20 protein-coding genes and 3 tRNA genes are annotated in these 23,606 nt (G+C 69.3%); 3 read left to right on the top strand and 20 right to left on the bottom strand.

Annotated elements, in window-relative coordinates; all coding sequences use genetic code 11:
• Window positions 1-7 precede the first annotated feature (7 nt).
• The 11 genes from CP969_RS23005 to CP969_RS22950 form a co-directional block, all read right to left on the bottom strand.
• Window positions 8-559, bottom strand: a complete 552-nt coding sequence (locus CP969_RS23005) for a DUF1707 and DUF4190 domain-containing protein (RefSeq protein WP_004984549.1) — start codon at window positions 557-559, stop codon at window positions 8-10.
• 161 nt (window positions 560-720) lie between these two features.
• On the bottom strand, window positions 721-4,620 hold the full coding sequence (locus CP969_RS23000; protein WP_004984550.1) for a DNA-directed RNA polymerase subunit beta': 3,900 nt from the start codon (window positions 4,618-4,620) through the stop codon (window positions 721-723).
• 98 nt (window positions 4,621-4,718) lie between these two features.
• Window positions 4,719-8,204, bottom strand: a complete 3,486-nt coding sequence (gene rpoB, locus CP969_RS22995; RefSeq protein WP_016825024.1) for a DNA-directed RNA polymerase subunit beta — start codon at window positions 8,202-8,204, stop codon at window positions 4,719-4,721.
• 580 nt (window positions 8,205-8,784) lie between these two features.
• Entirely contained in the window at window positions 8,785-9,174 is a 390-nt protein-coding gene (gene rplL / locus CP969_RS22985; RefSeq protein WP_004984552.1) for a 50S ribosomal protein L7/L12, read from the bottom strand.
• 115 nt (window positions 9,175-9,289) lie between these two features.
• Window positions 9,290-9,820 carry a 50S ribosomal protein L10 gene (gene rplJ / locus CP969_RS22980; RefSeq protein WP_004984553.1) on the bottom strand — a complete coding sequence of 177 codons (531 nt, stop codon included), beginning with the start codon at window positions 9,818-9,820 and terminating at the stop codon, window positions 9,290-9,292.
• A gap of 304 nt (window positions 9,821-10,124) precedes the next feature.
• A complete protein-coding gene (locus tag CP969_RS22975) occupies window positions 10,125-11,066 on the bottom strand; it encodes an SCO4651 family lipoprotein (RefSeq protein ID WP_016825025.1) in 942 nt (313 codons plus the stop codon).
• Between the two features lie 162 nt (window positions 11,067-11,228).
• The gene (gene rplA / locus CP969_RS22970; protein WP_004984555.1) at window positions 11,229-11,954 is read right to left on the bottom strand and encodes a 50S ribosomal protein L1; all 726 of its coding nucleotides are present in this window, start codon (window positions 11,952-11,954) and stop codon (window positions 11,229-11,231) included.
• An 81-nt stretch (window positions 11,955-12,035) separates the two neighbouring features.
• Window positions 12,036-12,470, bottom strand: coding sequence for a 50S ribosomal protein L11 (rplK, locus tag CP969_RS22965; protein ID WP_004984556.1), 435 nt, complete (start codon window positions 12,468-12,470; stop codon window positions 12,036-12,038).
• 181 nt (window positions 12,471-12,651) lie between these two features.
• Window positions 12,652-13,470 (bottom strand): transcription termination/antitermination protein NusG, encoded by an 819-nt coding sequence (gene nusG / locus CP969_RS22960; protein ID WP_026084953.1) that lies wholly within the window; start codon window positions 13,468-13,470, stop codon window positions 12,652-12,654.
• A gap of 80 nt (window positions 13,471-13,550) precedes the next feature.
• Window positions 13,551-13,838 (bottom strand): preprotein translocase subunit SecE, encoded by a 288-nt coding sequence (gene secE / locus CP969_RS22955; protein WP_016825027.1) that lies wholly within the window; start codon window positions 13,836-13,838, stop codon window positions 13,551-13,553.
• A 108-nt stretch (window positions 13,839-13,946) separates the two neighbouring features.
• Window positions 13,947-14,019, bottom strand: a tRNA-Trp gene (locus CP969_RS22950).
• 293 nt (window positions 14,020-14,312) lie between these two features.
• Here CP969_RS22950 and CP969_RS22945 point away from each other — a divergent pair.
• Together CP969_RS22945 and CP969_RS22940 are read left to right on the top strand one after the other, a co-directional pair.
• A complete protein-coding gene (locus CP969_RS22945) occupies window positions 14,313-15,539 on the top strand; it encodes a pyridoxal phosphate-dependent aminotransferase (protein ID WP_016825028.1) in 1,227 nt (408 codons plus the stop codon).
• Between the two features lie 129 nt (window positions 15,540-15,668).
• Entirely contained in the window at window positions 15,669-16,709 is a 1,041-nt protein-coding gene (locus CP969_RS22940) for an adenosine deaminase (RefSeq protein ID WP_004984562.1), read from the top strand.
• Between the two features lie 6 nt (window positions 16,710-16,715).
• Here the strand turns inward: CP969_RS22940 and CP969_RS22935 are convergent, their stop codons facing one another.
• From CP969_RS22935 to CP969_RS22895, 9 genes are all read right to left on the bottom strand, one after another.
• Complete coding sequence (locus CP969_RS22935) at window positions 16,716-17,771, bottom strand: UDP-N-acetylmuramate dehydrogenase (RefSeq protein WP_016825029.1); 1,056 nt, start codon at window positions 17,769-17,771, stop codon at window positions 16,716-16,718.
• Between the two features lie 69 nt (window positions 17,772-17,840).
• Window positions 17,841-18,221, bottom strand: a complete 381-nt coding sequence (locus CP969_RS22930; protein ID WP_004984564.1) for a hypothetical protein — start codon at window positions 18,219-18,221, stop codon at window positions 17,841-17,843.
• Window positions 18,222-18,271: 50 nt separating this feature from the next.
• Window positions 18,272-19,711 (bottom strand): MFS transporter, encoded by a 1,440-nt coding sequence (locus tag CP969_RS22925; protein WP_004984566.1) that lies wholly within the window; start codon window positions 19,709-19,711, stop codon window positions 18,272-18,274.
• 89 nt (window positions 19,712-19,800) lie between these two features.
• Window positions 19,801-20,370, bottom strand: coding sequence for a TetR/AcrR family transcriptional regulator (locus tag CP969_RS22920; protein ID WP_004984567.1), 570 nt, complete (start codon window positions 20,368-20,370; stop codon window positions 19,801-19,803).
• Window positions 20,371-20,532: 162 nt separating this feature from the next.
• Window positions 20,533-20,961 (bottom strand): MaoC family dehydratase, encoded by a 429-nt coding sequence (locus CP969_RS22915; protein WP_004984569.1) that lies wholly within the window; start codon window positions 20,959-20,961, stop codon window positions 20,533-20,535.
• Between the two features lie 8 nt (window positions 20,962-20,969).
• A complete protein-coding gene (locus CP969_RS22910) occupies window positions 20,970-21,422 on the bottom strand; it encodes a MaoC family dehydratase N-terminal domain-containing protein (RefSeq protein WP_004984570.1) in 453 nt (150 codons plus the stop codon).
• Between the two features lie 128 nt (window positions 21,423-21,550).
• The gene (rpmG, locus tag CP969_RS22905) at window positions 21,551-21,715 is read right to left on the bottom strand and encodes a 50S ribosomal protein L33 (RefSeq protein WP_003948671.1); all 165 of its coding nucleotides are present in this window, start codon (window positions 21,713-21,715) and stop codon (window positions 21,551-21,553) included.
• 87 nt (window positions 21,716-21,802) lie between these two features.
• Window positions 21,803-21,875, bottom strand: a tRNA-Met gene (locus CP969_RS22900).
• Window positions 21,876-21,921: 46 nt separating this feature from the next.
• Window positions 21,922-21,994 (bottom strand) — tRNA-Thr (locus CP969_RS22895).
• A gap of 313 nt (window positions 21,995-22,307) precedes the next feature.
• On the opposite strand from CP969_RS22895, the gene CP969_RS22890 reads away from it, so the two are divergent.
• The gene (locus CP969_RS22890) at window positions 22,308-23,573 is read left to right on the top strand and encodes an amidohydrolase family protein (RefSeq protein WP_016825031.1); all 1,266 of its coding nucleotides are present in this window, start codon (window positions 22,308-22,310) and stop codon (window positions 23,571-23,573) included.
• Window positions 23,574-23,606: the final 33 nt, after the last annotated feature.

Below are 23,606 nucleotides of genomic sequence, written 5' to 3'. Positions count from 1 at the left end.
CCGGCCGTCAACCGTACGCGAGCGCCAGGAAGAACGACAAAGCCAGCAGTGTCGCCCATCCGGCGACCGACAGCCAGCCGAGCACCAGTCCGACCATCGCCAGTGCGTCCCCGTCCTCGCCGGTGCGCGCGATCTCGGCACGCGCCGCGTGACCCAGGACGACCGCCGGGATGCCGGTGAGGCCGGCGGTGACCAGGCAGAGCCCGCCGCAGACGGCGGCACCCACCGCCTTCCCGTTCGTCCGCGGCCGGGGCGCCGCCAGGAACACCGGCGGTACGGCCGTCACGGGCCCGGGATGCGGGGCGGGCCCCTGGGGCAGGTCCGCCACCAGCAGCGCCAGCTCCCCCACCGTGCGCGCCGCGTACGCCCGTGCGACCCGCCGGTCGAACTCGGGCCGCTCCAGCCGCCCCTCGCCGTACCCGGCTCTGAGGACGTCCACGGCCCGCTCCCGGTCGGCGTGCGAGGCCAGCATCGAGGGAGCGGTCTGCCCGCTCCACGGCTGGGGTACACCGTGCCCCTGCTGCCAGGGCTGCCACTGCGGATACGGCGAATGCGACACCGAACACCACCTCCCCCGTCACGCCGGGTCCCTCCATGATGCGCCGGAGCGGACGTTCCGGCACCGCTACAGACGAGAACGGCCCTCGTGCCGGTTCCCGGGGAACGCCGAGGGGCGGCCACCCCGTACGGAGTGACCGCCCCTCGGATCAAGCGGCTCGCTTACTGGTTGTACGGACCGTAGTCGTAGTCCTCCAGCGGAACGGCCTGGCCGGAGCCCGTGCCGAACGGCGAGTAGTCGATGTCGTCGTAGCCGACGGCCGAGTACATCGCGGCCTTGGCCTCCTCGGTCGGCTCGACCCGGATGTTGCGGTAGCGGGACAGACCCGTACCGGCCGGGATGAGCTTACCGATGATGACGTTCTCCTTGAGGCCGATCAGGGAGTCGGACTTGGCGTTGATCGCCGCGTCCGTGAGGACCCTGGTCGTCTCCTGGAAGGACGCCGCCGACAGCCAGGACTCGGTCGCCAGCGAGGCCTTGGTGATGCCCATGAGCTGCGGACGACCGGAGGCCGGGTGACCGCCCTCCTGGACCACACGACGGTTCTCGGTCTCGAACTTCGAGCGCTCGACCAGCTCACCGGGCAGCAGCTCGGCGTCGCCGGACTCGATGATCGTCACACGGCGGAGCATCTGCCGGATGATGATCTCGATGTGCTTGTCGTGGATCGACACACCCTGCGAGTTGTACACCTTCTGGACCTCGCCGACCAGGTGGACCTGGACGGCGCGCTGGCCCAGGATGCGCAGCACGTCGTGCGGGTTGGTGGCACCCACGGTGAGCTTCTGGCCCACCTCGACGTGCTCGCCCTCGCTGACCAGGAGCCGGGCGCGCTTCGAGATCGGGTAGGCCGTCTCGTCGCTGCCGTCGTCCGGGGTGATGACGATCTTCTTGGTCTTCTCGGTCTCCTCGATGCGCACGCGGCCGGAGGCCTCGGAGATCGGGGCGACACCCTTCGGGGTACGGGCCTCGAAGAGCTCGACGACACGCGGCAGACCCTGGGTGATGTCGTCACCGGCCACACCACCGGTGTGGAAGGTACGCATCGTCAGCTGGGTGCCGGGCTCACCGATGGACTGGGCGGCGATGATGCCGACCGCCTCACCGATGTCGACCAGCTTGCCGGTGGCCAGCGAGCGGCCGTAGCACATCGCGCAGGTGCCGACGGCGGACTCGCAGGTCAGGACCGAGCGGGTCTTGACCTCCTCGACGCCGCGGGACACGAGCTCCTCGATGAGCACGTCGCCCAGGTCGGTGCCGGCCGGGGCCAGCACCTGGCCGTCGACCACGATGTCCTCGGCGAGGCAGCGCGCGTACACGGACGTCTCGACGTCGTTCGCCTTGCGCAGCACGCCGTCGGCGCCACGGTCGGCGATCTTGAGGCGCAGACCGCGGTCGGTGCCGCAGTCCTCCTCGCGGATGATGACGTCCTGGGAGACGTCGACCAGACGACGGGTGAGGTAACCCGAGTCGGCGGTCCGCAGGGCGGTGTCCGCCAGACCCTTACGGGCACCGTGCGTGGAGATGAAGTACTCCAGCACGGACAGACCCTCACGGAACGAGGCCTTGATGGGCCGCGGGATCGTCTCGTTCTTCGCGTTCGACACCAGACCGCGCATACCGGCAATCTGACGCATCTGCATCATGTTGCCTCGTGCACCCGAGTTCACCATCATGAAGATCGGGTTGGTCTTCGGGAAGTTGTCGTTCATCGCCTCGGCGACCTCGTTGGTCGCCTTGGTCCAGATCGCGATGAGCTCCTGCGTGCGCTCGTCCTTGGTGATCAGACCGCGCTCGTACTGCTTCTGGACCTTCTCGTCCTGCGCCTCGTAGCCGTGGACGATCTCCTTCTTCGCCTCGGGGACGACGACGTCGGAGATGGCGACGGTGACGCCGGAACGGGTGGCCCAGTAGAAGCCGGCCGCCTTCAGGTTGTCGAGCGTCGCCGCCACGATGACCTTCGGGTAGCGCTCGGCGAGGTCGTTGACGATCTCGGAGAGCTGCTTCTTGCCGACCTCGTAGTCGACGAACGGGTAGTCCTCGGGCAGCAGCTCGTTGAAGAGCGCGCGGCCCAGGGTGGTGTTCAGCCGGAAGCTGTCACCCTGCTGCCACTCGGGCTCGCCCTCCTCGCGCGCCGGCGGGGTCCAGCCGCGCGGCGGGATGGTGCCGACCGGGAAGCGGACGTCGATCCTCGACTGGAGCGACAGCTCGCCCGCGTCGAAGGCCATGATCGCCTCGGCGACCGAGGCGAAGGAACGGCCCTCGCCCTTGAGGTCGCGCATCTCGCCGTCGGTGGTGAGGAAGAACAGACCGAGGACCATGTCCTGGGTCGGCATCGTCACCGGACGGCCGTCGGCCGGCTTGAGGATGTTGTTCGAGGACAGCATCAGGATGCGGGCCTCGGCCTGCGCCTCCGCGGACAGCGGCAGGTGCACGGCCATCTGGTCACCGTCGAAGTCCGCGTTGAACGCGGTGCAGACGAGCGGGTGGATCTGGATGGCCTTGCCCTCGACCAGCTGCGGCTCGAAGGCCTGGATGCCGAGGCGGTGCAGCGTGGGCGCACGGTTCAGCAGGACCGGGTGCTCCGCGATGACCTCTTCCAGCACGTCGTACACGACCGTGCGGCCGCGCTCGACCATGCGCTTGGCCGACTTGATGTTCTGCGCGTGGTTCAGGTCGACCAGGCGCTTCATCACGAACGGCTTGAACAGCTCCAGCGCCATCGCCTTCGGCAGACCGCACTGGTGCAGCTTCAGCTGCGGACCGACGACGATCACGGAACGCGCGGAGTAGTCCACGCGCTTGCCGAGCAGGTTCTGGCGGAAGCGGCCCTGCTTGCCCTTGAGCATGTCGGACAGCGACTTCAGCGGACGGTTGCCGGGGCCCGTCACCGGGCGTCCGCGACGGCCGTTGTCGAAGAGCGCGTCGACGGCCTCCTGGAGCATGCGCTTCTCGTTGTTCACGATGATCTCGGGCGCGCCGAGGTCGAGAAGCCGCTTCAGGCGGTTGTTGCGGTTGATCACGCGGCGGTACAGGTCGTTCAGGTCGGAGGTCGCGAAGCGGCCACCGTCCAGCTGCACCATCGGACGCAGGTCCGGCGGGATGACCGGCACGCAGTCGAGCACCATGCCCTTGGGGCTGTTGGACGTCTGCAGGAAGGCGGAGACGACCTTCAGGCGCTTGAGCGCACGGGTCTTCTTCTGGCCCTTGCCGGTACGGATGATCTCGCGGAGCTTCTCGGCCTCCTCCTCGAGGTCGAAGGACTCCAGGCGCTTCTGCAGCGCCGCGGCACCCATCGAGCCGTCGAAGTACGTGCCGAAGCGGTCGCGCAGCTCGCGGTAGAGCAGCTCGTCGCCCTCGAGGTCCTGGACCTTGAGGTTCTTGAACCGGTTCCACACCTCGTCGAGGCGGTCGATCTCGCGCTGCGCGCGGTCGCGCAGCTGCTTCATCTCGCGCTCGGCGCCCTCGCGCACCTTGCGGCGCACGTCGGCCTTGGCGCCCTCGGCCTCGAGCTCGGCCAGGTCGGTCTCGAGCTTCTTGGCGCGGGCCTCGAGGTCGGCGTCGCGGCGGTTCTCGATCTGCTGGCGCTCGACGGAGACGTGGGCCTCCAGCGAGGGCAGGTCGCGGGTGCGGCGCTCCTCGTCGACGTACGTGATCATGTACGCCGCGAAGTAGATGACCTTCTCCAGGTCCTTCGGGGCGAGGTCGAGCAGGTAACCGAGGCGCGACGGGACGCCCTTGAAGTACCAGATGTGCGTGACGGGCGCGGCGAGCTCGATGTGGCCCATCCGCTCACGGCGCACCTTGGCGCGCGTGACCTCGACGCCACAGCGCTCGCAGATGATGCCCTTGAAGCGGACGCGCTTGTACTTGCCGCAGTAGCACTCCCAGTCCCGGGTCGGACCGAAGATCTTCTCGCAGAAGAGTCCGTCCTTCTCGGGCTTGAGGGTGCGGTAGTTGATGGTCTCGGGCTTCTTGACCTCGCCGTGGCTCCACTGACGGATGTCGTCAGCGGTGGCCAGGCCGATCCGGAGCTCGTCGAAGAAGTTGACGTCGAGCACTATGCGTCAATCCCTCTCAGGGTCGTGAGTCTTGGGGTCTGAAACGGGGGTCCTGGGGCCGGCGGGCCTCCTGGGACAGGAGGCCCGCCGCACTCCCGTCAGACCTCTTCGACGCTGCTCGGCTCGCGCCGGGACAGGTCGATGCCGAGCTCCTCCGCAGCGCGGAAGACGTCCTCGTCGGTGTCACGCATCTCGATGGACATACCGTCGCTGGACAGCACCTCCACGTTCAGGCACAGGGACTGCATCTCCTTGATGAGCACCTTGAAGGACTCGGGGATGCCGGGCTCGGGGATGTTCTCGCCCTTGACGATGGCCTCGTAGACCTTCACGCGGCCGGTGACGTCGTCGGACTTGATGGTCAGCAGCTCCTGGAGCGCGTAGGCGGCGCCGTACGCCTCGAGTGCCCACACCTCCATCTCGCCGAACCGCTGGCCACCGAACTGAGCCTTACCACCCAGCGGCTGCTGGGTGATCATGGAGTACGGGCCGGTCGAGCGGGCGTGCAGCTTGTCGTCGACCAGGTGGTGCAGCTTCAGGATGTACATGTAGCCGACCGAGATCGGGTCCGGGAACGGCTCACCCGAACGGCCGTCGAACAGCCGCGCCTTGCCGGACGGGAGGACCATGCGGTCGCCGTCGCGGTTCGGGATGGTGTGCTCCAGCAGACCGGTGAGCTCGTCCTCGCGGGCACCGTCGAAGACCGGGGTGGCCACGTTGGTGCGCGGCTCGACCCGGTCGGCGCTGATGTCCTGGAGGCGCTGGGCCCACTCGTCCGCGAGGCCGGAGACGTCCCAGCCCTGGCTGGCGAGCCAGCCGAGGTGGATCTCCAGGACCTGTCCCGGGTTCATTCGGGACGGCACGCCCAGCGGGTTGAGGATGATGTCGACCGGGGTCCCGTCCTCGAGGAACGGCATGTCCTCGATGGGCAGGATCTTGGAGATGACACCCTTGTTGCCGTGCCGGCCGGCGAGCTTGTCACCGTCGGTGATCTTGCGCTTCTGCGCGACGTAGACGCGCACCAGCTGGTTCACACCGGGGGGAAGCTCGTCGCCCTCCTCGCGGTCGAAGACGCGGACGCCGATGACCTTGCCGGTCTCGCCGTGCGGCACCTTCAGCGAGGTGTCACGGACCTCACGGGCCTTCTCACCGAAGATCGCGCGCAGCAGGCGCTCCTCGGGCGTCAGCTCGGTCTCACCCTTCGGGGTGACCTTGCCGACGAGGATGTCACCGGCGATGACCTCGGCACCGATGCGGATGATGCCGCGCTCGTCGAGGTCGGCGAGGACCTCCTCGGAGACGTTCGGGATGTCCCGGGTGATCTCCTCGGGGCCGAGCTTGGTGTCACGGGCGTCGACCTCGTGCTCCTCGATGTGGATCGAGGAGAGGACGTCGTCCTGCACGAGGCGCTGCGACAGGATGATCGCGTCCTCGTAGTTGTGACCCTCCCACGGCATGAACGCGACCAGCAGGTTCTTGCCGAGCGCCATCTCGCCGTTCTCGGTGGCCGGACCGTCGGCCAGGACCTGGCCCTCGATGATCCGGTCGCCCTCGTTGACGATGACCTTCTGGTTGACCGAGGTGCCCTGGTTGGAACGGGCGAACTTGTGCAGGCGGTACGTGATGTACGTGCCGTCGTCGTTGGCGGTGGTGATGTAGTCCGCGGAGACCTCCTGGACCACACCGGCCTTCTCGGCCTTGACGACGTCGCCGGCGTCGACGGCGGAGCGGTACTCCATGCCGGTGCCGACGAGCGGGGCCTCGGACTTAATCAGCGGCACGGCCTGGCGCATCATGTTCGCGCCCATGAGGGCACGGTTGGCGTCGTCGTGCTCGAGGAAGGGGATCATGGCGGTCGCGACCGACACCATCTGGCGCGGCGAGACGTCCATGTAGTCCACGTCCTCGGGGCCGACGTAGTCGACCTCGCCGCCCTTGCGGCGGACCAGCACGCGGGCCTCGGCGAAGCGGAGGTCGTCCGTCAGCGGCGCGTTGGCCTGCGCGATGACGAAGCGGTCCTCCTCGTCGGCGGTCAGGTAGTCGACGGTGTCGGTGACCTGGCCGTCGTTGACCTTGCGGTACGGGGTCTCGACGAAACCGAACGCGTTGACCCGGCCGTAGGTGGCGAGCGAGCCGATCAGACCGATGTTCGGGCCTTCCGGCGTCTCGATCGGGCACATGCGGCCGTAGTGCGAGGGGTGCACGTCACGGACCTCGAAGCCGGCCCGCTCACGGGAGAGACCACCCGGGCCGAGCGCGGACAGACGACGCTTGTGCGTCAGCCCGGACAGCGGGTTGTTCTGGTCCATGAACTGGGACAGCTGGCTGGTGCCGAAGAACTCCTTGATGGAGGCGACGACCGGCCGGATGTTGATCAGGGTCTGCGGCGTGATCGCCTCGACGTCCTGCGTGGTCATGCGCTCGCGCACGACGCGCTCCATCCGCGCCAGACCCGTGCGGACCTGGTTCTGGATGAGCTCGCCGACGCTGCGCAGACGGCGGTTGCCGAAGTGGTCGATGTCGTCGGTCTCGACGACGATCGTCTGACCGCTGTCGCCGACCGTCTCGATCTCGCCCGCGTGCAGCTTCACCAGGTACTTGATCGTCGAGATGACGTCCTCGACGGTCAGGACACCCGCGTCCAGCGGAGCGTCCGCACCCAGCTTCTTGTTGACCTTGTAGCGGCCGACCTTGGCCAGGTCGTAGCGCTTGGGGTTGAAGTAGAGGTTCTCGAGCAGCGTCTGCGCGGCCTCACGCGTGGGGGGCTCGCCCGGGCGCAGCTTGCGGTAGATGTCGAGCAGCGCGTCGTCCTGGCCCTGGGTGTGGTCCTTCTCCAGGGTGGCGCGCATGGACTCGTACTCGCCGAACTCCTCGAGGATCTGCTCGGTGGTCCAGCCGAGCGCCTTCAGGAGGACGGTGACGGACTGCTTGCGCTTGCGGTCGATGCGGACGCCGACCATGTCGCGCTTGTCGATCTCCATCTCCAGCCAGGCACCCCGGGACGGGATGATCTTGGCGGAGAAGATGTCCTTGTCGGACGTCTTGTCGATGCTGGAGTCGAAGTAGACACCCGGCGAACGGACCAGCTGCGACACCACGACACGCTCGGTGCCGTTGATGACGAAGGTGCCCTTGTTCGTCATGAGCGGGAAGTCGCCCATGAAGACGGTCTGGGACTTGATCTCGCCGGTCTCGTTGTTGGTGAACTCGGCGGTGACGAAGAGCGGGGCGGCGTACGTGAAGTCGCGCTCCTTGCACTCGTCGATGGAGTTCTTCGGCGGCTCGAAGCGGTGGTCACGGAAGGTCAGCGACATCGACCCGGAAAAGTCCTCGATCGGGGAGATCTCCTCGAAGATCTCCTCCAGACCGGACTTGGTGGGGACGTCCTGACCGTTCTCCAGAGCCTCCTCGACGCGAGCCTTCCACGCGTCGTTGCCGAGCAGCCAGTCGAAGCTCTCGGTTTGCAGCGCGAGAAGGTTCGGAACCTCGAGGGGCTCCTTGATCTTTGCAAAGGAGATGCGCAGCGGGGCGGTGCTGGCGCCGTTGTTCGTATTCGCGGTCGAGGCGTTGCGCGAGGCGGCCAAGAGGGGGTCCTTCCGAGGGCTCGGACTCACTACGCGCGTACCGGCCCCCCACCGTGCACAGAGACAGACATCCCAGGTCGGAGATGATCTGGTCGTCGGTGCTCGAGCGAGGGCATGCCCCTGGTGACGGGCAGGGGACAGCTAACAGGCAGCGCAAAGGGTCAGTGTAGCCACTTGGCACACTGATGTCCAGTGCGGTTGTACGAGACCGGTGTAGGCCCTCGTTGCTCTCAACTCCTGCGACAAGGCGCTGCCCTCAACGCACGGTGATACTGCCCTCTTTGCCGTCGATCCATGCCTCGGATTCGGATCCTTGTGACGACGCGTCCCGAGAATCGCGCGCCGCGTGCGGTTCGTCAAGGCCCCCCTTGCCCGGACCGTCCGCCACCAGGCGGATTCTCACGGCCCGTGGAGGCACAACGAAGATCACCATACCCCCCGCCGTCCCGGGCGCAAGGCAGCCGCCACCGGGCCCCCGGATACACCGAAGAGCGACCACCCGGATGGATGATCGCTCCTCGGCGCTTACGCGTTACACGCCCGGAGGGCCGTGTGAGGATCCTGACGGACCCGGAAGGTCTTACTTGACCTCGACGGAGGCGCCGGCGCCCTCGAGGGCCTCCTTGGCCTTGTCCGCGGCCTCCTTGTTGACCTTCTCGAGAACCGGCTTCGGGGCGCCGTCGACCAGGTCCTTGGCCTCCTTGAGGCCCAGGGAGGTGAGCTCGCGCACGACCTTGATGACCTGGATCTTCTTGTCGCCGGCGCCGGCGAGGATGACGTCGAACTCGTCCTTCTCCGGCTCGGCCTCGGCGGCGGCGCCACCGGCGGCACCACCGGCGACGACGACCGGGGCGGCCGCGGCGGCGGTGACGTCGAACTTCTCCTCGAAGGCCTTCACGAACTCGGAGAGCTCGATGAGGGTCATCTCCTCGAACTGGGCCAGCAGCTCGTCCTGGGTGAGCTTCGCCATGATGGCGGTCCTTCCACTAAATCGGCAGGTGCCGGATGTACTGGGTGAGGCGGGCGTACGTCGGGCCCGCTGCGACCCTTGCCGCTAGGCGGCCGGGGTCAGGAAGCGAGCCGAATTACTCGGCACCGCCCTGCTCGTCCTGCTTGGCGCGGAGCGCGTCCACGGTGCGGACGAGCTTCGACGGCAGCGCCTGGAAGACGGAGGCAGCCTGGGACTGCTTCCCCTTGAAGGCACCGGCCAGCTTGGACAGCAGAACCTCGCGGGACTCGAGGTCCGCGAGCTTCTTGATCTCGTCGGCGGAGAGCGCCTTGCCGTCAAGGACACCGCCCTTGATGACGAGATTCGGGTTCTCCTTGGCGAAGTCACGAAGACCCTTCGCCGACTCCACCGGGTCACCGGTGACGAAGGCGACCGCCGTCGGACCAGCGAAGAGCTGGTCGTCCAGCGTGATCCCGGCCTCGTTGGCCGCAATCTTGGTCAGCGTGTTCTTCACCACGGCGTACTGGGCGTTCTCACCGAGCGAACGACGCAGCGTCTTGAGCTGCGCCACGGTGAGACCGCGGTACTCGGTCAGCACGGCGGCGTTGGAGCTGCGGAACTTGTCCGTCAGCTCGGCAACCGCGGCAGCCTTGTCGGGCCTCGCCATAGAGCCTCGGCCTCCTTCCGGGTGATTCGGACCGCGCGGACCCGAAGGAGGACTGGGGAAAACGAAACGCCCCGGGCGCAGGCGCACGGGGCGAGGCTCGACCGGTTTCTCGCACGCGCTCGGCGGCGAATTCCGGGAGCTCTTCCACAGTCACCTGCGCGGGTCGCCCGCAGTTCAGCGGATCCTTCGGCCACCGCGCCCTCTTGCGAGCGCACGGCAACGACCAGCGGTCTTTGGCTTCCGTGGAAGAGTACGGGAACGGATCGGCGTCAGGCAAATCGGCCGAGCGGGTGCCCCGGGAGCGTCAGGAGTCGAGACCGGCCTCGGGGTCCTCCTCCAGGCCCTCCAGCTCCTGCATCATCCCCATGAGGTCGAAGGTGTCCTTCGCCGGCGGCGCCTGGACCTCGGCCTCGGCGCCGTAGTCGGAGTAGTGGGCCGTCATGTTCATCGTGCCCTGGGCCATCTTCATCCCGACGACCATCTTGACCGGGTAGTTGTCCTCGTTGACCCAGATCTGGGTGTCGTAGCCCTTCAGGCCCGTCTTCTCGACGTTGGCGAGCAGGTCCTCGCGCTGCTCGGCGGAGAGCATGTCGAAGGACTCGTTGGCGTCGACCATCTCCTCGAAGCTCAGCGTGCCCTTGTAGTGCTGCGCCTGGACGCCGTCGACCTTCTCCGGGCCGACGTGCTTCAGGTTCGGCGACTCCAGCAGCATGGCGAGCTGCTTCGACGGGTCCTGGTTCATGTTCTCCAGGCCGCTGGTCATCTGCTGCTGCACTTCCGCGTCGCCGGACGCCTCGGCGATGGCGGCGAAGTCCATCTTCATCCAGCGCTTGCCGTCCATCTCGGCGGCCTGCTTCTCCCCCATGTCCATGTACATGACGTTGTTCAGCATGATCATGCGAACCTCGTCGGGGGCGTCGGGGCCGCCCTCCGTGAGCGCGGAACCCGTCATGGTCACGTCCATGACGGCGGGGTCCCAGCCCTGGACCCCGGAGAGCTCCACGGTGCCGCCGCCCCCCGCGCCGGCCGGCATCGACATGGTCATCCGGACCTTGGAGGACTTGGCCTCCGAGGTCTTCTCGAAGGCGGCCTGGAGGACCTTGGTCATCTCGTTCTGGGTCTGGGACTCCGTCGCGCCGGCGGCCTTCTTCCCGCCCCCGTCACCGTCCTGACAGCCCGCGACACCCACGACGACGGCCACGGCCGTCAGAGAGACACCCGCGCGCTTCCATGCGGCCATGCCCATGAATCCCACCCCTGGTTGTTTCGCTGTTGCTTCACCTGTGAATCAAGCGAACCGTAACGCACCTCACTGACACTGGGGTACGAAAAAACCCGTCCCCGCGCCTTCGGGAGGCGCGGGGACGGGTTCACTGCGTCACGGGCCGGTCGGACCGGCCCGACCGGCTCAGACCGCGGCCGGGTCCTCCTCGACGAGGAGGTTGCGGGTGCGGTTCGGGTCGAGCGGGATGCCGGGGCCCATCGTGGTGGTGATGGCGGCCTTCTTGATGTAGCGGCCCTTGGCGGCGGACGGCTTCAGACGGAGGATCTCCTCCAGCGCGGCGCCGTAGTTCTCCACCAGCTTGGTGTCGTCGAACGACGTCTTGCCGATGATGAAGTGCAGGTTCGAGTGCTTGTCGACGCGGAACTCGATCTTGCCGCCCTTGATGTCGTTGACGGCCTTGGCGACGTCCGGGGTCACGGTGCCGGTCTTGGGGTTCGGCATCAGACCACGGGGACCGAGCACGCGGCCGAGGCGGCCGACCTTGCCCATGAGGTCCGGGGTGGCGACGACGGCGTCGAAGTCCAGACGGCCCTTCGACACCTCGTCGATCAGCTCGTCGGCGCCGACGATGTCGGCGCCCGCGGCACGCGCGGCCTCGGCACGGTCACCGGTCGCGAAGACCAGGACCCGGGCGGTCTTGCCGGTGCCGTGCGGGAGGTTCACGGTGCCACGGACCATCTGGTCGGCCTTGCGCGGGTCGACACCCAGGCGGAAGGCGACCTCGACGGTGCCGTCGAACTTGGTCGTGGAGGTCTCCTTGGCCAGACGGACGGCCTCGAGCGGGGCGTACAGCTTCTCCCGGTCGATCTTGGCGTCCGCAGCGCGGAGAGACTTGCTGCGCTTGCTCACTAAAAGCTCCTGTGGATTGTCGAGGAGTCGTGGTCCGGGCCGAGCAGGCCCTTCCACTTCTGCTTGGCTTGCGGGTGGGGGTCAGCCCTCGACCGTGACGCCCATGGAACGGGCGGTGCCGGCGATGATCTTCTCGGCGGCGTCCAGGTCGTTGGCGTTGAGGTCGGGCAGCTTGGTGGTGGCGATCTCGCGGACCTGGTCGCGGGTGATCTTCGCGACCTTGGTCTTGTGCGGCTCGCCGGAGCCCTTCTCCACGCCCGCGGCCTTGAGGATCATCTTGGCGGCCGGGGGGGTCTTGGTGATGAAGGTGAAGGAACGGTCCTCGTAGACCGTGATCTCCACCGGGATGACCCAACCGCGCTGCGACTCGGTCGCGGCGTTGTAGGCCTTGCAGAACTCCATGATGTTGACGCCGTGCTGGCCCAGCGCGGGGCCGACCGGCGGAGCCGGGTTGGCGGCACCGGCCTGGATCTGGAGCTTGATGAGCCCCGTGACCTTCTTCTTCTTGGGAGGCATGGCTCTCCGGGTCCTTTCGATTCGGGTCCTGCCCGCGTCATGGGGACAACCCGGACGCAGGCATACCGCACAACGATAGCGGGTATGAATGTGCGGCCAAAAACCGAGCAGGTCAGACGGACGCGCGAGCGCTCGCCTGACCTGCGCGGAAGCGTGGGTCCAGAGGATCCGGCCCGAGGGGTCAGTTCTTCTGGATCTGGTCGAAGGAGAGCTCGACCGGCGTCTCGCGGCCGAAGATCTCCACCAGGCCCTTGACCTTCTTGGAGTCGGGGTTGATCTCGTTGATGGTCGCCTGGAGCGTGGCGAACGGGCCGTCGGTGACGGTGACCGAGTCGCCGACCTCGAAGTCCAGCACCTGGACCTCGACCTTGCGCTGCGGAGCCGGCTTGCCCTCGGCCTCGGCGGCCTCGCGGGCGGCCTTCTCCTCGGCCTCCGGGGCGAGCATCTTGACGATCTCGTCCAGCGTCAGCGGGTACGGGTCGTAGGCGTTGCCCACGAAGCCGGTGACACCGGGGGTGTTGCGGACGACGCCCCAGGACTCGTTCGTCAGGTCCATGCGGACCAGGACGTAGCCCGGGAGCTTGTTCTGCTTGATCGTCTTGCGGTCGCCGTTCTTGATCTGGACGACCTCTTCCTGCGGCACCTCGGCCTGGAAGATGTACTCCTCGACGTTCAGCGAGACGGCGCGCTGCTCCAGGTTGGTCTTCACCCGGTTCTCGTATCCGGCGTACGTGTGGATGACGTACCACTCGCCGGGCAGCGTCCGCAGTTCCTCGCGGAGCTTCTCGACCGGGTCGCGGTCGTCCTCCTCGGCCGTCTCCTCGCCCTCGGCGACGTCCTCGGCCTCGGCGGACTCGTCCGCGGTGTCGGCAGCCTCGGCCTCGGCGGAGGCCTCGGTGTCCTCGATGTCCGCGCCCGCGACGGCGTCGAGCGCGTCCTCGACGGACTCGGCCCCCTCGCCGCGAGGCTCAACGGCGTCGTTCACGTTCGGGTCAGACACGGTGGCTGCTTCTTCCTGGATACATAGGGGTGGAACATGCGAAAGGAGCGCCGGGTACCTCGGCGCTCTTCGCTCCCGGCTCAGCCGAAGACGTACTTGGCGGCGTGACCGAGACCATAGTCGAACAAGGTGACCAGACCGATCATGATGACCACGAAGATGATCACGGCCGTCGTGTACGACGTCAGTTGGTTGCGGGTGGGCCAGACGACCTTGCGGAGCTCCGCCACGATCTGGCGGTAGAAGAGCGCGAGGCGCTTCAGCGGGCCCTTCTTGGCGCGCTTGCCGCCTTTGCGGTTCCTCTTCTTGGAGTCCGGCGCCTCGTCCTGGGCATCAGGCATGTCGATGGAGCCCACGGCGTCCGTCACTCGTCCTCACCTGATTCCGGGTCGTGGCCGTGCCGCGCCCGGTCTGAGCCGCACGGCGGTGCATTGCTGTACGTACATGCGCACACATCCTGGCGAAGGTGTGTGTAGCAGGGCCGGAGGGACTCGAACCCCCAACCGCTGGTTTTGGAGACCAGTGCTCTACCAATTGAGCTACGACCCTTTGTGCGCCACCAACGTACCGCATCCCGCCGAGTGCTCGGTGTGCACCGGATGAACACGGGCCGTTGAAGGCCAACGAGGTGAGAGTGTACGTGGTCCTGGGCCGGGCGTCGAACAGAAAGTGGCCGCGGAGGGTCCCGCCACCGGAAGATCGGCGGGAGATCGGCGGGTGATCGCCCTGCCCGGTGGCTCCCCCGCGGGTCGATCCGGACTGGTGTTCAGGGGTGGGCCCGATCCTGTTCAGTCGGTGAAACCCCCGTGTCACATGTGTTTCCGGTCTGGAACGATGGGTCCATGAGCGCTGCAACCCCTCCCACCGACCGCCGGGTCTCCGCCCGAGTCGGCGCGATCTCCGAGTCCGCCACCCTCGCCGTGGACGCCAAGGCCAAGGCCCTCAAGGCCGCCGGGCGACCGGTGATCGGCTTCGGCGCCGGTGAGCCCGACTTCCCGACGCCGGACTACATCGTCGAAGCCGCGATCGAGGCCTGCAAGAACCCCAAGTTCCACCGATACACGCCGGCCGGCGGCCTGCCCGAGCTGAAGGCCGCGATCGCCGCGAAGACGCTGCGCGACTCCGGCTACGAGGTGGACCCCTCCCAGATCCTGGTCACCAACGGCGGCAAGCAGGCCATCTACGAGGCCTTCGCCGCGATCCTCGACCCGGGCGACGAGGTCATCGTGCCCGCGCCGTACTGGACGACGTACCCGGAGTCGATCCGGCTGGCCGGCGGTGTCCCGGTCGAGGTCGTCGCCGACGAGACGACCGGCTACCGCGTGAGCGTGGAGCAGCTCGAGGCCGCCCGCACGGAGCGGACGAAGGTGGTCCTCTTCGTCTCGCCCTCCAACCCGACCGGCGCGGTCTACGGCGCCGAGGACGCCGAGGCGATCGGCCGCTGGGCCGTCGAGCACGGGCTGTGGGTGCTGACCGACGAGATCTACGAGCACCTGGTCTACGGCGACGCGGAGTTCACCTCGCTCCCGGCGCTCCTGCCCGAGCTGCGCGACAAGTGCATCGTGGTCAACGGGGTGGCGAAGACGTACGCGATGACCGGCTGGCGCGTGGGGTGGCTCATCGGCCCGAAGGACGTGGTCAAGGCCGCGACCAACCTCCAGTCGCACGCCACGTCCAACGTGTCGAACGTCGCGCAGGCGGCGGCGCTGGCCGCGGTCTCCGGCGACCTGGACGCGGTGGCGAAGATGCGGGAGGCCTTCGACCGGCGCCGGAAGACCATCGTGCGGATGCTGAACGAGATCGACGGCGTCCTCTGCCCGGAGCCCGAGGGCGCCTTCTACGCCTACCCGTCCGTGAAGGCGCTGATCGGCAAGGAGATCCGGGGCAAGCGGCCGCAGAACTCCGTGGAGCTGGCCGCGCTCATCCTGGAGGAGGCCGAGGTCGCGGTGGTGCCCGGTGAGGCGTTCGGCACGCCGGGGTACCTGCGGCTGTCGTACGCGCTGGGTGACGAGGACCTGGTGGAGGGCGTGAGCCGGATCCAGAAGCTGCTGGCGGAGGCGCGGGACTGACGTTCCGCCCACTCGTCCGCGACAGGGGTGCCCGGGTTCCTCCCGGGCACCCCTGTTCATATGTGCGAGCAAGACCACGAAAGGGGAACCCGCTACCGGGGTGGCCGGGATGTACGGCAGGATCCAGGAATGGAGCGTGTACGTGATGTCTCTGAGCTGCCGAAGGCCCATCTGCACCTGCACTTCACCGGGTCGATGCGGCCCGCCACCCTGCTGGAACTGGCCGACAAGTACGGGGTGCGCCTGCCCGAGGCGCTGACCGACGCGCTGACCGGCGGGGAGCCGCCGAGACTGCGGGCCACGGACGAGCGGGGCTGGTTCCGTTTCCAGCGGCTGTACGACGCGGCGCGCTCGTGCCTGCGGGAGCCGGAGGACATCCGGCGGCTGGTGCGGGAGGCCGCGGAGGAGGAGGTGCGGGACGGTTCGCGCTGGCTGGAGATCCAGGTGGACCCGACGTCGTACGCGCCCCGGCTGGGCGGGCTGATCCCGGCGCTGGAGATCATCCTGGACTCGGTGGACGCGGCGGTGCGGGACACCGGGATCGGGATGCGGGTGCTGGTGGCCGCCAACCGGGTGAAGCACCCGCTGGACGCGCGCACGCTGGCCCGGCTGGCGGTGCGGTACGCGGACCGGGGGGTCGTCGGGTTCGGGCTGTCCAACGACGAGCGGCGCGGGATGGCCCGTGACTTCGACCGGGCGTTCGCGATCGCGCGCGAGGGCGGTCTGCTGTCGGCGCCGCACGGCGGGGAGCTGACGGGGCCGGCTTCGGTGCGGGACTGCCTGGACGACCTGGAGGCGGACCGGATCGGGCACGGGGTGCGGGCGGCGGAGGATCCGTGGCTGCTGCAGCGGCTCGCGGACCGCCAGGTGACGTGCGAGGTGTGCCCGGCGTCGAACGTGGCGCTGGGCGTGTACGACAAGCCGGAGGACGTGCCGCTGCGGACGCTGTTCGAGGCGGGTGTGCCGTTGGCGCTGGGCGCGGACGACCCGCTGCTGTTCGGCTCGCGGCTGGCGGCGCAGTACGAGATCGCGCGGCTCCACCACGGCTTCACGGACGCCGAGCTGGCGGAGCTGGCCCGGCAGTCGGTGCGGGGGTCGGCGGCGCCGCAGGACGTGAAGGCGAAGCTGCTGGCGGGTGTGGACGAGTGGTTGGCGGCGCCGGCGGGGTGAGCCCGCTCAGAGGCTCACGCCCACCGTCACCGGCTCGTTGACCAGCGTGACGCCGAAGGCCTCGCGCACGCCGGCGACGACCTCGCGGGCGAGCGCCAGCAGGTCCTCGGTGGTCGCGTCACCGCGGTTGGTGAGGGCGAGGGTGTGCTTGGTGGAGATGCGGGCCGGACCGTCGCCGTACCCCTTGGTGAAGCCCGCCTTGTCGATCAGCCAGGCCGCGGAGGTCTTGGTGCGGCCCTCCCCCGCCGGGTACGCGGGAGGCTCGGCGCCGGCGCCCAGGCGCTGCTCCACGCGGGCGCGGAAGGCCGCGAACTCCTCGTCGGTGAGGATCGGGTTGGTGAAGAAGGAGCCGGCCGACCAGGTGTCGTGGTCCTCGGGGTCCAGGACCATGCCCTTTCCGGCGCGGAGCTTCAGGACCGTCTCGCGGGCCGTGGACAGGGGGACCCGATCGCCCGGCTCGACGCCGAGGGCGCGGGCCGTCTCGGCGTACCGGAGGGGGCCGGAGAGGCCGTCGGCGTCCTCCAGCGCGAAGCGGACGCGCAGGACGACGTAGCGCTCGGGGTCGGACTTGAAGCGGCTGTGGCGGTAGGAGAAGGCGCACTCCTCGTTGGTGAGGGTGACCGTCTCGCGGGCCCGGCGGTCGTAGGCGACGACCTCGGTGAGGGTGGCGGAGACCTCCTGCCCGTACGCGCCGACGTTCTGGATGGGGGTCGCGCCCGCCGAGCCGGGGATGCCGGCCAGGCACTCGATGCCGGCCAGTCCCGCCTCCACGGTGCGGGCGACGGCGTCGGTCCACACCTCTCCGGCCGCGAGTTCCAGACGCGTGCCGTCCAGGGCGAACCCCCGGGTGGCGATGACGAGTGCCGTGCCGTCGAAGCCCTTGTCGCCGATGACCAGGTTGGAGCCGCCGCCGATGATCAGCAGGGGCGTGCCGCTGTCGTCGGCCTCGCGGACGACGGCGATCACCTCGTCGTCGGTCGTCGCGGTGACCAGCCGGGTGGCGGGGCCGCCCAGCCGGAAGGTGGTCAGCGGGGCGAGGGGGGCGTCGTGGAGTTCCTGCACGCGCTCAAGACTAAGGCCCCCGCCGGCTGCGGCCGGCGGGGGCGGTGGGGCTCGTACGCGCGCGTGCGCTCAGGTGAGGCGCCGTGCGACCTCGGACCAGTCGACGGGGAGGTCGTCGCTCGTCGCCGTCCAGCGGGCGAACTTCGCGTCCCGCATCTGCCGGGCGAGGCGCCGGGCCGTCGGTGCGTGCGGGCCGGAGCGGGCGAAGGCGCCGAGGGCCTGCGGGGACTCCCAGGCGGAGAGGGTCCAGAAGGTCCGCCGCAGCGGCTCTGCCTTCAGGGTCGCCCCGTACGCGCCGGGGGCCCTGCTCACCTGCCACCACACTCCGGGCGTCTTGAAGAAGAACCGCAGGGCTCCCCAGAGGGTGCGGGTCTCGAAGCGGGAGGCGAAGACGTGCACCTCGGCGTGGGGCGGCGGGGTGTTCGGAACGGTCCAGGGGAGGATCGGCACGACCGGGCTCCTTCCTTTCGGGCGGGCTGACCGGGATGTCCGGGAGACGTTCAGGAGGCGCTTTCCAGAACCGGCTCGGCCGGCCGGGCGGCCGGCGGCCCCTCGGGGCGGGCGGGCCCGCGGGCCGGTACGAGCAGGACGGCGAATCCCGCGAGGGCGACCGCCGCGGCCCCCGTGACCAGGGCCGGCCGCAGTCCGTCGACGAACGACTGGGCGGACGCGTAGCCGCCCCGGGCCGAGAAGATCGACGCCATGATCGCGATGCCGAGGGCGCCGCCCACCTCGCGCAGGGCGTTGTTGGCTCCGGAGGCGATGCCCTGCTCCTTCGGCCGGACGCTGGACATCACCAGGTTGGAGGCCGGGGCGAAGAACAGGGCCATGCCGACGCCGCTGACGACCAGGGCGGGCAGCTGGGCGGTGTAGGAGGCTTCGGCGGTCGCCACCCAGGCCAGGTGGCCGAGGCCGAGGGCCTGCAGGAAGAGCCCGGTGGCGACGACCGGACGGCCGCCGACGCGGTCGGAGAGGAGGCCGGCGATCGGGGCGACGAGCATCGGCATCCCGGTCCAGGGCAGCATCCGCAGGCCGGCCTCGGTGGGCGAGTAGCCGAGCACGCCCTGCAGGTACTGGCTGAGCAGGAAGATCGAGCCGAACATGCCGAGGAACATCAGCAGGCTCGCCGCGTTGATGCCGGAGAAGGCCCGGGAGCGGAACAGCCGCATCGGCAGCATGGGGTTCCTGGCGCGGATGCTGTAGTGGACGAAGCCGACGAGCAGTGCCGTCCCGGCGAACAGGCCGGTGAGGACGACGGCTCCGGTCCAGCCGTCGACGGGGCCGCGGACCAGGCCGTAGACGATGCCGAACAGGCCGCCGCTGGCGAGCAGGGTGCCGGGCAGGTCGAGCGGGGCTCCGGTGCCGTGGGACTCGGCGAGGCGCAGGCGCGCGAGCGGGATGAGGAGCAGGCCCAGCGGGACGTTCAGCCAGAAGATCCACTGCCAGGAGATGTGTTCGGTGAGACTGCCGCCGACGAGTGGTCCGGAGGCCACGGCGAGTCCGTTGACGGCGCCCCAGATGCCGTAGGCCGTCCCGCGCCGCGCCTCGGGCACGGCGGCCGTCAGCAGGGTGAGGGTGAGGGGCATCATGACCGCGGCTCCGGCGCCCTGGACCGCGCGGGCGGCGATGAGGGAGTCGATGCCGGGCGCCATGGCCGCGGCGGCGGACGCCCCGGTGAAGACGGCCAGACCGGCGACGAAGAGCCGGCGGCGGCCGAAGCGGTCGCCGAGGGCCGCGCCGAACATCAGCAGGACGGCGAAGGTGAGCGTGTAGGCGCTCACGGTCCATTCGAGGTCGTGCAGCGCCCCGCCCAGGTCCTCGCGGATGGAGGGCAGGGCGGTGGTGACGACGAGGTTGTCGAGGGCCGCCATGAATCCGGCGACGCTGGTGATGACGAGTGCCCAGGCGGCCGATCCGCGGCCGGTGGTCTGCTGTGACATCGCTCCCCCAGGAGATGGTCCCTTTGGTTAGTTATTGATGACTAACTTCTCTGCGCCGAAAAAAGGCGGCCTCGCCCCGCCCCCTTCCGTCACTCCCTCGACGGGCACTCGGACCGCGCCGACGGGGAGAGCCCCTCCCAGATGCGGTGCTCCGGCGGGAACCCCATGGCCGCCACGCAGTTGATGAGCATCCCGTACGCCATGAAGGTCGTCGTCTCGCCGACGTCGGCCCCCAGCGCGAGGTGGACGGTGTCCCACAGCCGCAGCCAGCCGGCGCGCACCGACGCGCCGAACTCGTGGTCGCCCTCCTGCTCCGCGGCCGCCACGGCGAGGTACATCTGCATCTGCATCATCAGCAGTTCGGGCCGCTCCGCGATGGTCCTGGTGTAGGCGTTCGCCATCGCGTGCAGGGCCTCTTCGCCCTCCAGCCCTTCGGCGGCCTCCGTGAACATGCGGATGATGTCCTGCGAGCAGCGCTCCGCCGCCGCCAGGAAGATGGCCTTCTTGCCCGGGAAGAGCCGGAAGAGGTACGGCTGCGAGACGCCGACCCGCTTCGCGATCGCCTCGGTCGACGTGCCGTGATAGCCGCCGCGCGCGAACTCGGCGGTCGCCGCGCGGACGACGCTCTCGCGCCTCTCCTCTGCGCTCATCCTGACCATGCCAGCAAGTTAGTGCTCAATCACTAACCACGTCAAGGGGAATCCCGCCTCCCCTCTCGACGGGAGAAGCGAGGCCCGGCCGAAAGGCGTGAGGGGTGTCCTCCGCCCTGGTGGCGGAGGACACCCCTCACGTCGTCTTCTCGCGTTTCTTCCGGCCCCGCGTCAGGCCAGTCGTACGACCGCCCGCGACATCCCCAGCACCTTCTGCCCGGCGCTGGTCGCCGTGAGGTCCACGCGGACCGTGTTGTCGTCGAGCTTGGCCGCGACCTTGCCGCTGACCTCGATGACGGCGCCCTGCTCGTCGTTCGGGACGACGACCGGCCTGGTGAAGCGGACGCCGTACTCCACGACCGCGCCCGGGTCCCCGGTCCAGTCGGTCACCACGCGGATCGCCTCGGCCATGGTGAACATGCCGTGCGCGATGACGTCGGGCAGACCGACCTCCCTGGCGAACTTCTCGTTCCAGTGGATGGGGTTGAAGTCGCCGGAGGCGCCCGCGTACCGGACGAGGGTCGCCCGGGTCACGGGGAACGTCTGCGCGGGCAGCTCGGTGCCGACTTCGACGTCGGCGTAGGAGATCTTCGCCGTCATGGTGTTGCTCACGCCTCCTCGGCCGCGCGGGCCACCAGCTTGGTCCAGGCGGTCACGACGTGCTCGCCGGCCTCGTCGCGCACCTCGCCGCGGATGTCCAGTATGTCGTTGCCGGCCATCGACTTGACCGACTCGATGGTCGAGGTGACCGTGAGCCGGTCCCCGGCCCGCACCGGACGGACGTAGGCGAACTTCTGGTCGCCGTGCACCACACGGCTGTAGTCCAGGCCGAGCCCGGGGTCGGCGATGACCTGACCGGCCGCCTTGAAGGTGATCGCGAACACGAAGGTCGGCGGGGCGATCACATCGGGGTGGCCGAGCGCCTTGGCGGCCTCCGCGTCCGTGTACGCCGGGTTGGCGTCCCCCACTGCCTCGGCGAACTCACGGATCTTCTCCCGGCCCACCTCGTAGGGCTCGGTGGGCGGGTAGGTCCGCCCCACGAAGGACTGGTCGAGCGCCATGCGCGCGGCACCTCCTGTGTCTGGTGTCATGACCCTACGGCGAACACGACGGCCGCGGGTCGACCGGTGAGGGAAACGACACGAGGCCGCCCCCCGACTGCGGGGACGGCCTCGTGTGCGAGCCTGTTTTATCGCGTTTCGCGGTGCGCGGTGTGCGCGTTGCAACGCGGGCAGTGCTTCTTCATTTCAAGACGATCCGGGTTGTTGCGCCGGTTCTTCTTGGTGATGTAGTTCCGCTCCTTGCACTCCACGCAGGCCAGCGTGATCTTCGGGCGGACGTCGGTGGCAGCCACGTGAGTGCTCCTTGACGAACGGATGGACTGTTTAACGCAGAAAGAGTAGCCGATCGAAGGACCGACCCCGCAATCGGCTACTGACTGTAGCGGTGACCGGACTTGAACCGGTGACACAGCGATTATGAGCCGCTTGCTCTACCGACTGAGCTACACCGCTGCGATGCGATCGGGCCCCGCCTCGCAGCGGGTACCTCTCGCACCAGAGCCCCAAAACGGAATCGAACCGTTGACCTTCTCCTTACCATGGAGACGCTCTGCCGACTGAGCTATTGGGGCGAGCGATGAAGACATTACACGGTCCGCGGCCGTTCACCCAAATCCGTTTCGGCCCCTTGTCGCGCGCTGCCCCCTGCCTCTTTCATCCCTTCCCCGCCCCTTCCCCCTGCCTCTACCGTCCCTTCCCCGCCCCACCCACCGGCCGCACGGCCCGCGCCCGGCACACACCGCGCACACGGCGGACCACACCGGTACGACTATTGCGCTCCTCCCGGCGGGGGACAGGCCACCGTCCTAGGCTCGAATCACTCTGCGTGATCTTGTCTCAGCGTGATGTGCGCCCCCTGCGCGCAGTCCGAGCCCCAGGAGCGCAATGCCCGACAGCCGTCCGCAGCCGCCGCCCCGCCCGCCGTCCTCGGCGCCGTTCCCGGATTCGGCCGACCCGGCTCCGCTCCTGCTGTGCGGCGCGCGGCTCACCGACGGGCGGACCGTGGACGTACGGCTGGGCGGCGGGCGCATCGAGGCGGTCGGTACGGCCGGCAGCCTGGCGTCGGACGGCACGGGCGCGGACGGCACCCGGGTCGACCTCACCGGTTACCTGCTCCTGCCGGCCCCGGCCGAGCCCCACGCCCACGCCGACACGGCCCTGTCCGCCGACGCCGGCGGTCCCGTCTCCTACGACCCCCAGGACGTCCAGCGCCGGACGGCGGAGGCCGCGCTGCTCCAGCTCGGGCACGGGGCGACGGTGCTGCGGGCCCACGTGCGGGTGGGCGGCGTGGCCGGGCTCGGCGCGCTGAACGCCGTACTGCGGGCGCGGCGTTCGCTGCGCGGACTGGCCGAACTGACGACGGTGGCCATGCCCCGGGTGCTGACCGGGGTGGCCGGGGCGGACGACCTGGCGGTGCTGCGGGACGCGATGAAGATGGGCGCCTCCGTGGTGGGCGGCTGTCCGGATCTCGACCCCGACCCCACGGGGTACGTGGAGGCGGTCCTGGAGGTCGCCTCCGAGCACGGCTGCCCCGTCGACCTGCACACGGACGCCACCGACCCCGCCCGCCTGGCCCGGTTCGCGGCGATGGCCGGCGGGCTGCGGCCGGGAGTGGCCCTGGGTCCGTGCGGCGGTCTCGCCCGGTTTCCCGCCGAGGTCGCCGCACGGACCGCGGACCGGCTCGCGGCGAACGGGGTGACGGTGGTGTGCCTTCCGCAGGGCGGCTGCGGCGACGCCGATCGCCGGGGCACGCCTCCGGTGCGGCTGCTGCGCTCGGCGGGCGTGCGGGTGGCCGCCGGGAGCGGTGCCCTGCGGGACGTGTCGAACCCCGTGGGCCGCGGCGATCCGCTGGAGGCGGCGTACCTGCTGGCCTCACTCCACGGGCTGCCCGCCGAGGACGCCTACGACGCGGTGAGCGCGTCCGCGCGGGCCGTCCTGGGACTGCCCGAGGTGCGCGTGGAGGCGGGTTTCCCGGCCGAACTGCTGGCCGTGCGCGGCGATCGGCTCTCCGCGGCGCTGTCGCTGGCGTACAGCCGTGTCGTGGTGCATCGGGGGCGTGTGGTGGCGCGGACGAGTGCGGTGCGGGAGTACTGCGGTCTGGCGGCGGAGGAGCTGGGGTTGCCGCGGCAGGGGCGGAGCGAGGCACCCTGAGGCGGCCGCCGGCCGGTCGGCCGGGGCGGGGGC

Source organism: Streptomyces viridosporus T7A (genome assembly GCF_008704515.1).
In the GTDB taxonomy this organism is placed as follows: Bacteria; Actinomycetota; Actinomycetes; order Streptomycetales; family Streptomycetaceae; genus Streptomyces; species Streptomyces viridosporus.
The sequence above is the reverse complement of the archived record's forward strand: the minus strand, read 5'-3'. Positions and strand labels throughout refer to the sequence as shown.

What these genes read in the sequence shown, in the direction of transcription:
- rplJ (WP_004984553.1), bottom strand. Translation starts at nt 9,820, where the DNA reads ATGGCGAGGCCCGACAAGGCTGCCGCGGTTGCCGAGCTGACGGACAAG.
- CP969_RS22940 (WP_004984562.1), top strand. Translation starts at nt 15,669, where the DNA reads ATGGAGCGTGTACGTGATGTCTCTGAGCTGCCGAAGGCCCATCTGCAC.
- CP969_RS22925 (WP_004984566.1), bottom strand. Translation starts at nt 19,711, where the DNA reads ATGTCACAGCAGACCACCGGCCGCGGATCGGCCGCCTGGGCACTCGTC.
- CP969_RS22890 (WP_016825031.1), top strand. Translation starts at nt 22,308, where the DNA reads ATGCCCGACAGCCGTCCGCAGCCGCCGCCCCGCCCGCCGTCCTCGGCG.
- CP969_RS22915 (WP_004984569.1), bottom strand. Translation starts at nt 20,961, where the DNA reads ATGACGGCGAAGATCTCCTACGCCGACGTCGAAGTCGGCACCGAGCTG.
- CP969_RS22910 (WP_004984570.1), bottom strand. Translation starts at nt 21,422, where the DNA reads ATGGCGCTCGACCAGTCCTTCGTGGGGCGGACCTACCCGCCCACCGAG.
- CP969_RS22975 (WP_016825025.1), bottom strand. Translation starts at nt 11,066, where the DNA reads ATGGGCATGGCCGCATGGAAGCGCGCGGGTGTCTCTCTGACGGCCGTG.
- rplL (WP_004984552.1), bottom strand. Translation starts at nt 9,174, where the DNA reads ATGGCGAAGCTCACCCAGGACGAGCTGCTGGCCCAGTTCGAGGAGATG.
- CP969_RS22945 (WP_016825028.1), top strand. Translation starts at nt 14,313, where the DNA reads ATGAGCGCTGCAACCCCTCCCACCGACCGCCGGGTCTCCGCCCGAGTC.
- rplK (WP_004984556.1), bottom strand. Translation starts at nt 12,470, where the DNA reads ATGCCTCCCAAGAAGAAGAAGGTCACGGGGCTCATCAAGCTCCAGATC.
- CP969_RS22920 (WP_004984567.1), bottom strand. Translation starts at nt 20,370, where the DNA reads ATGGTCAGGATGAGCGCAGAGGAGAGGCGCGAGAGCGTCGTCCGCGCG.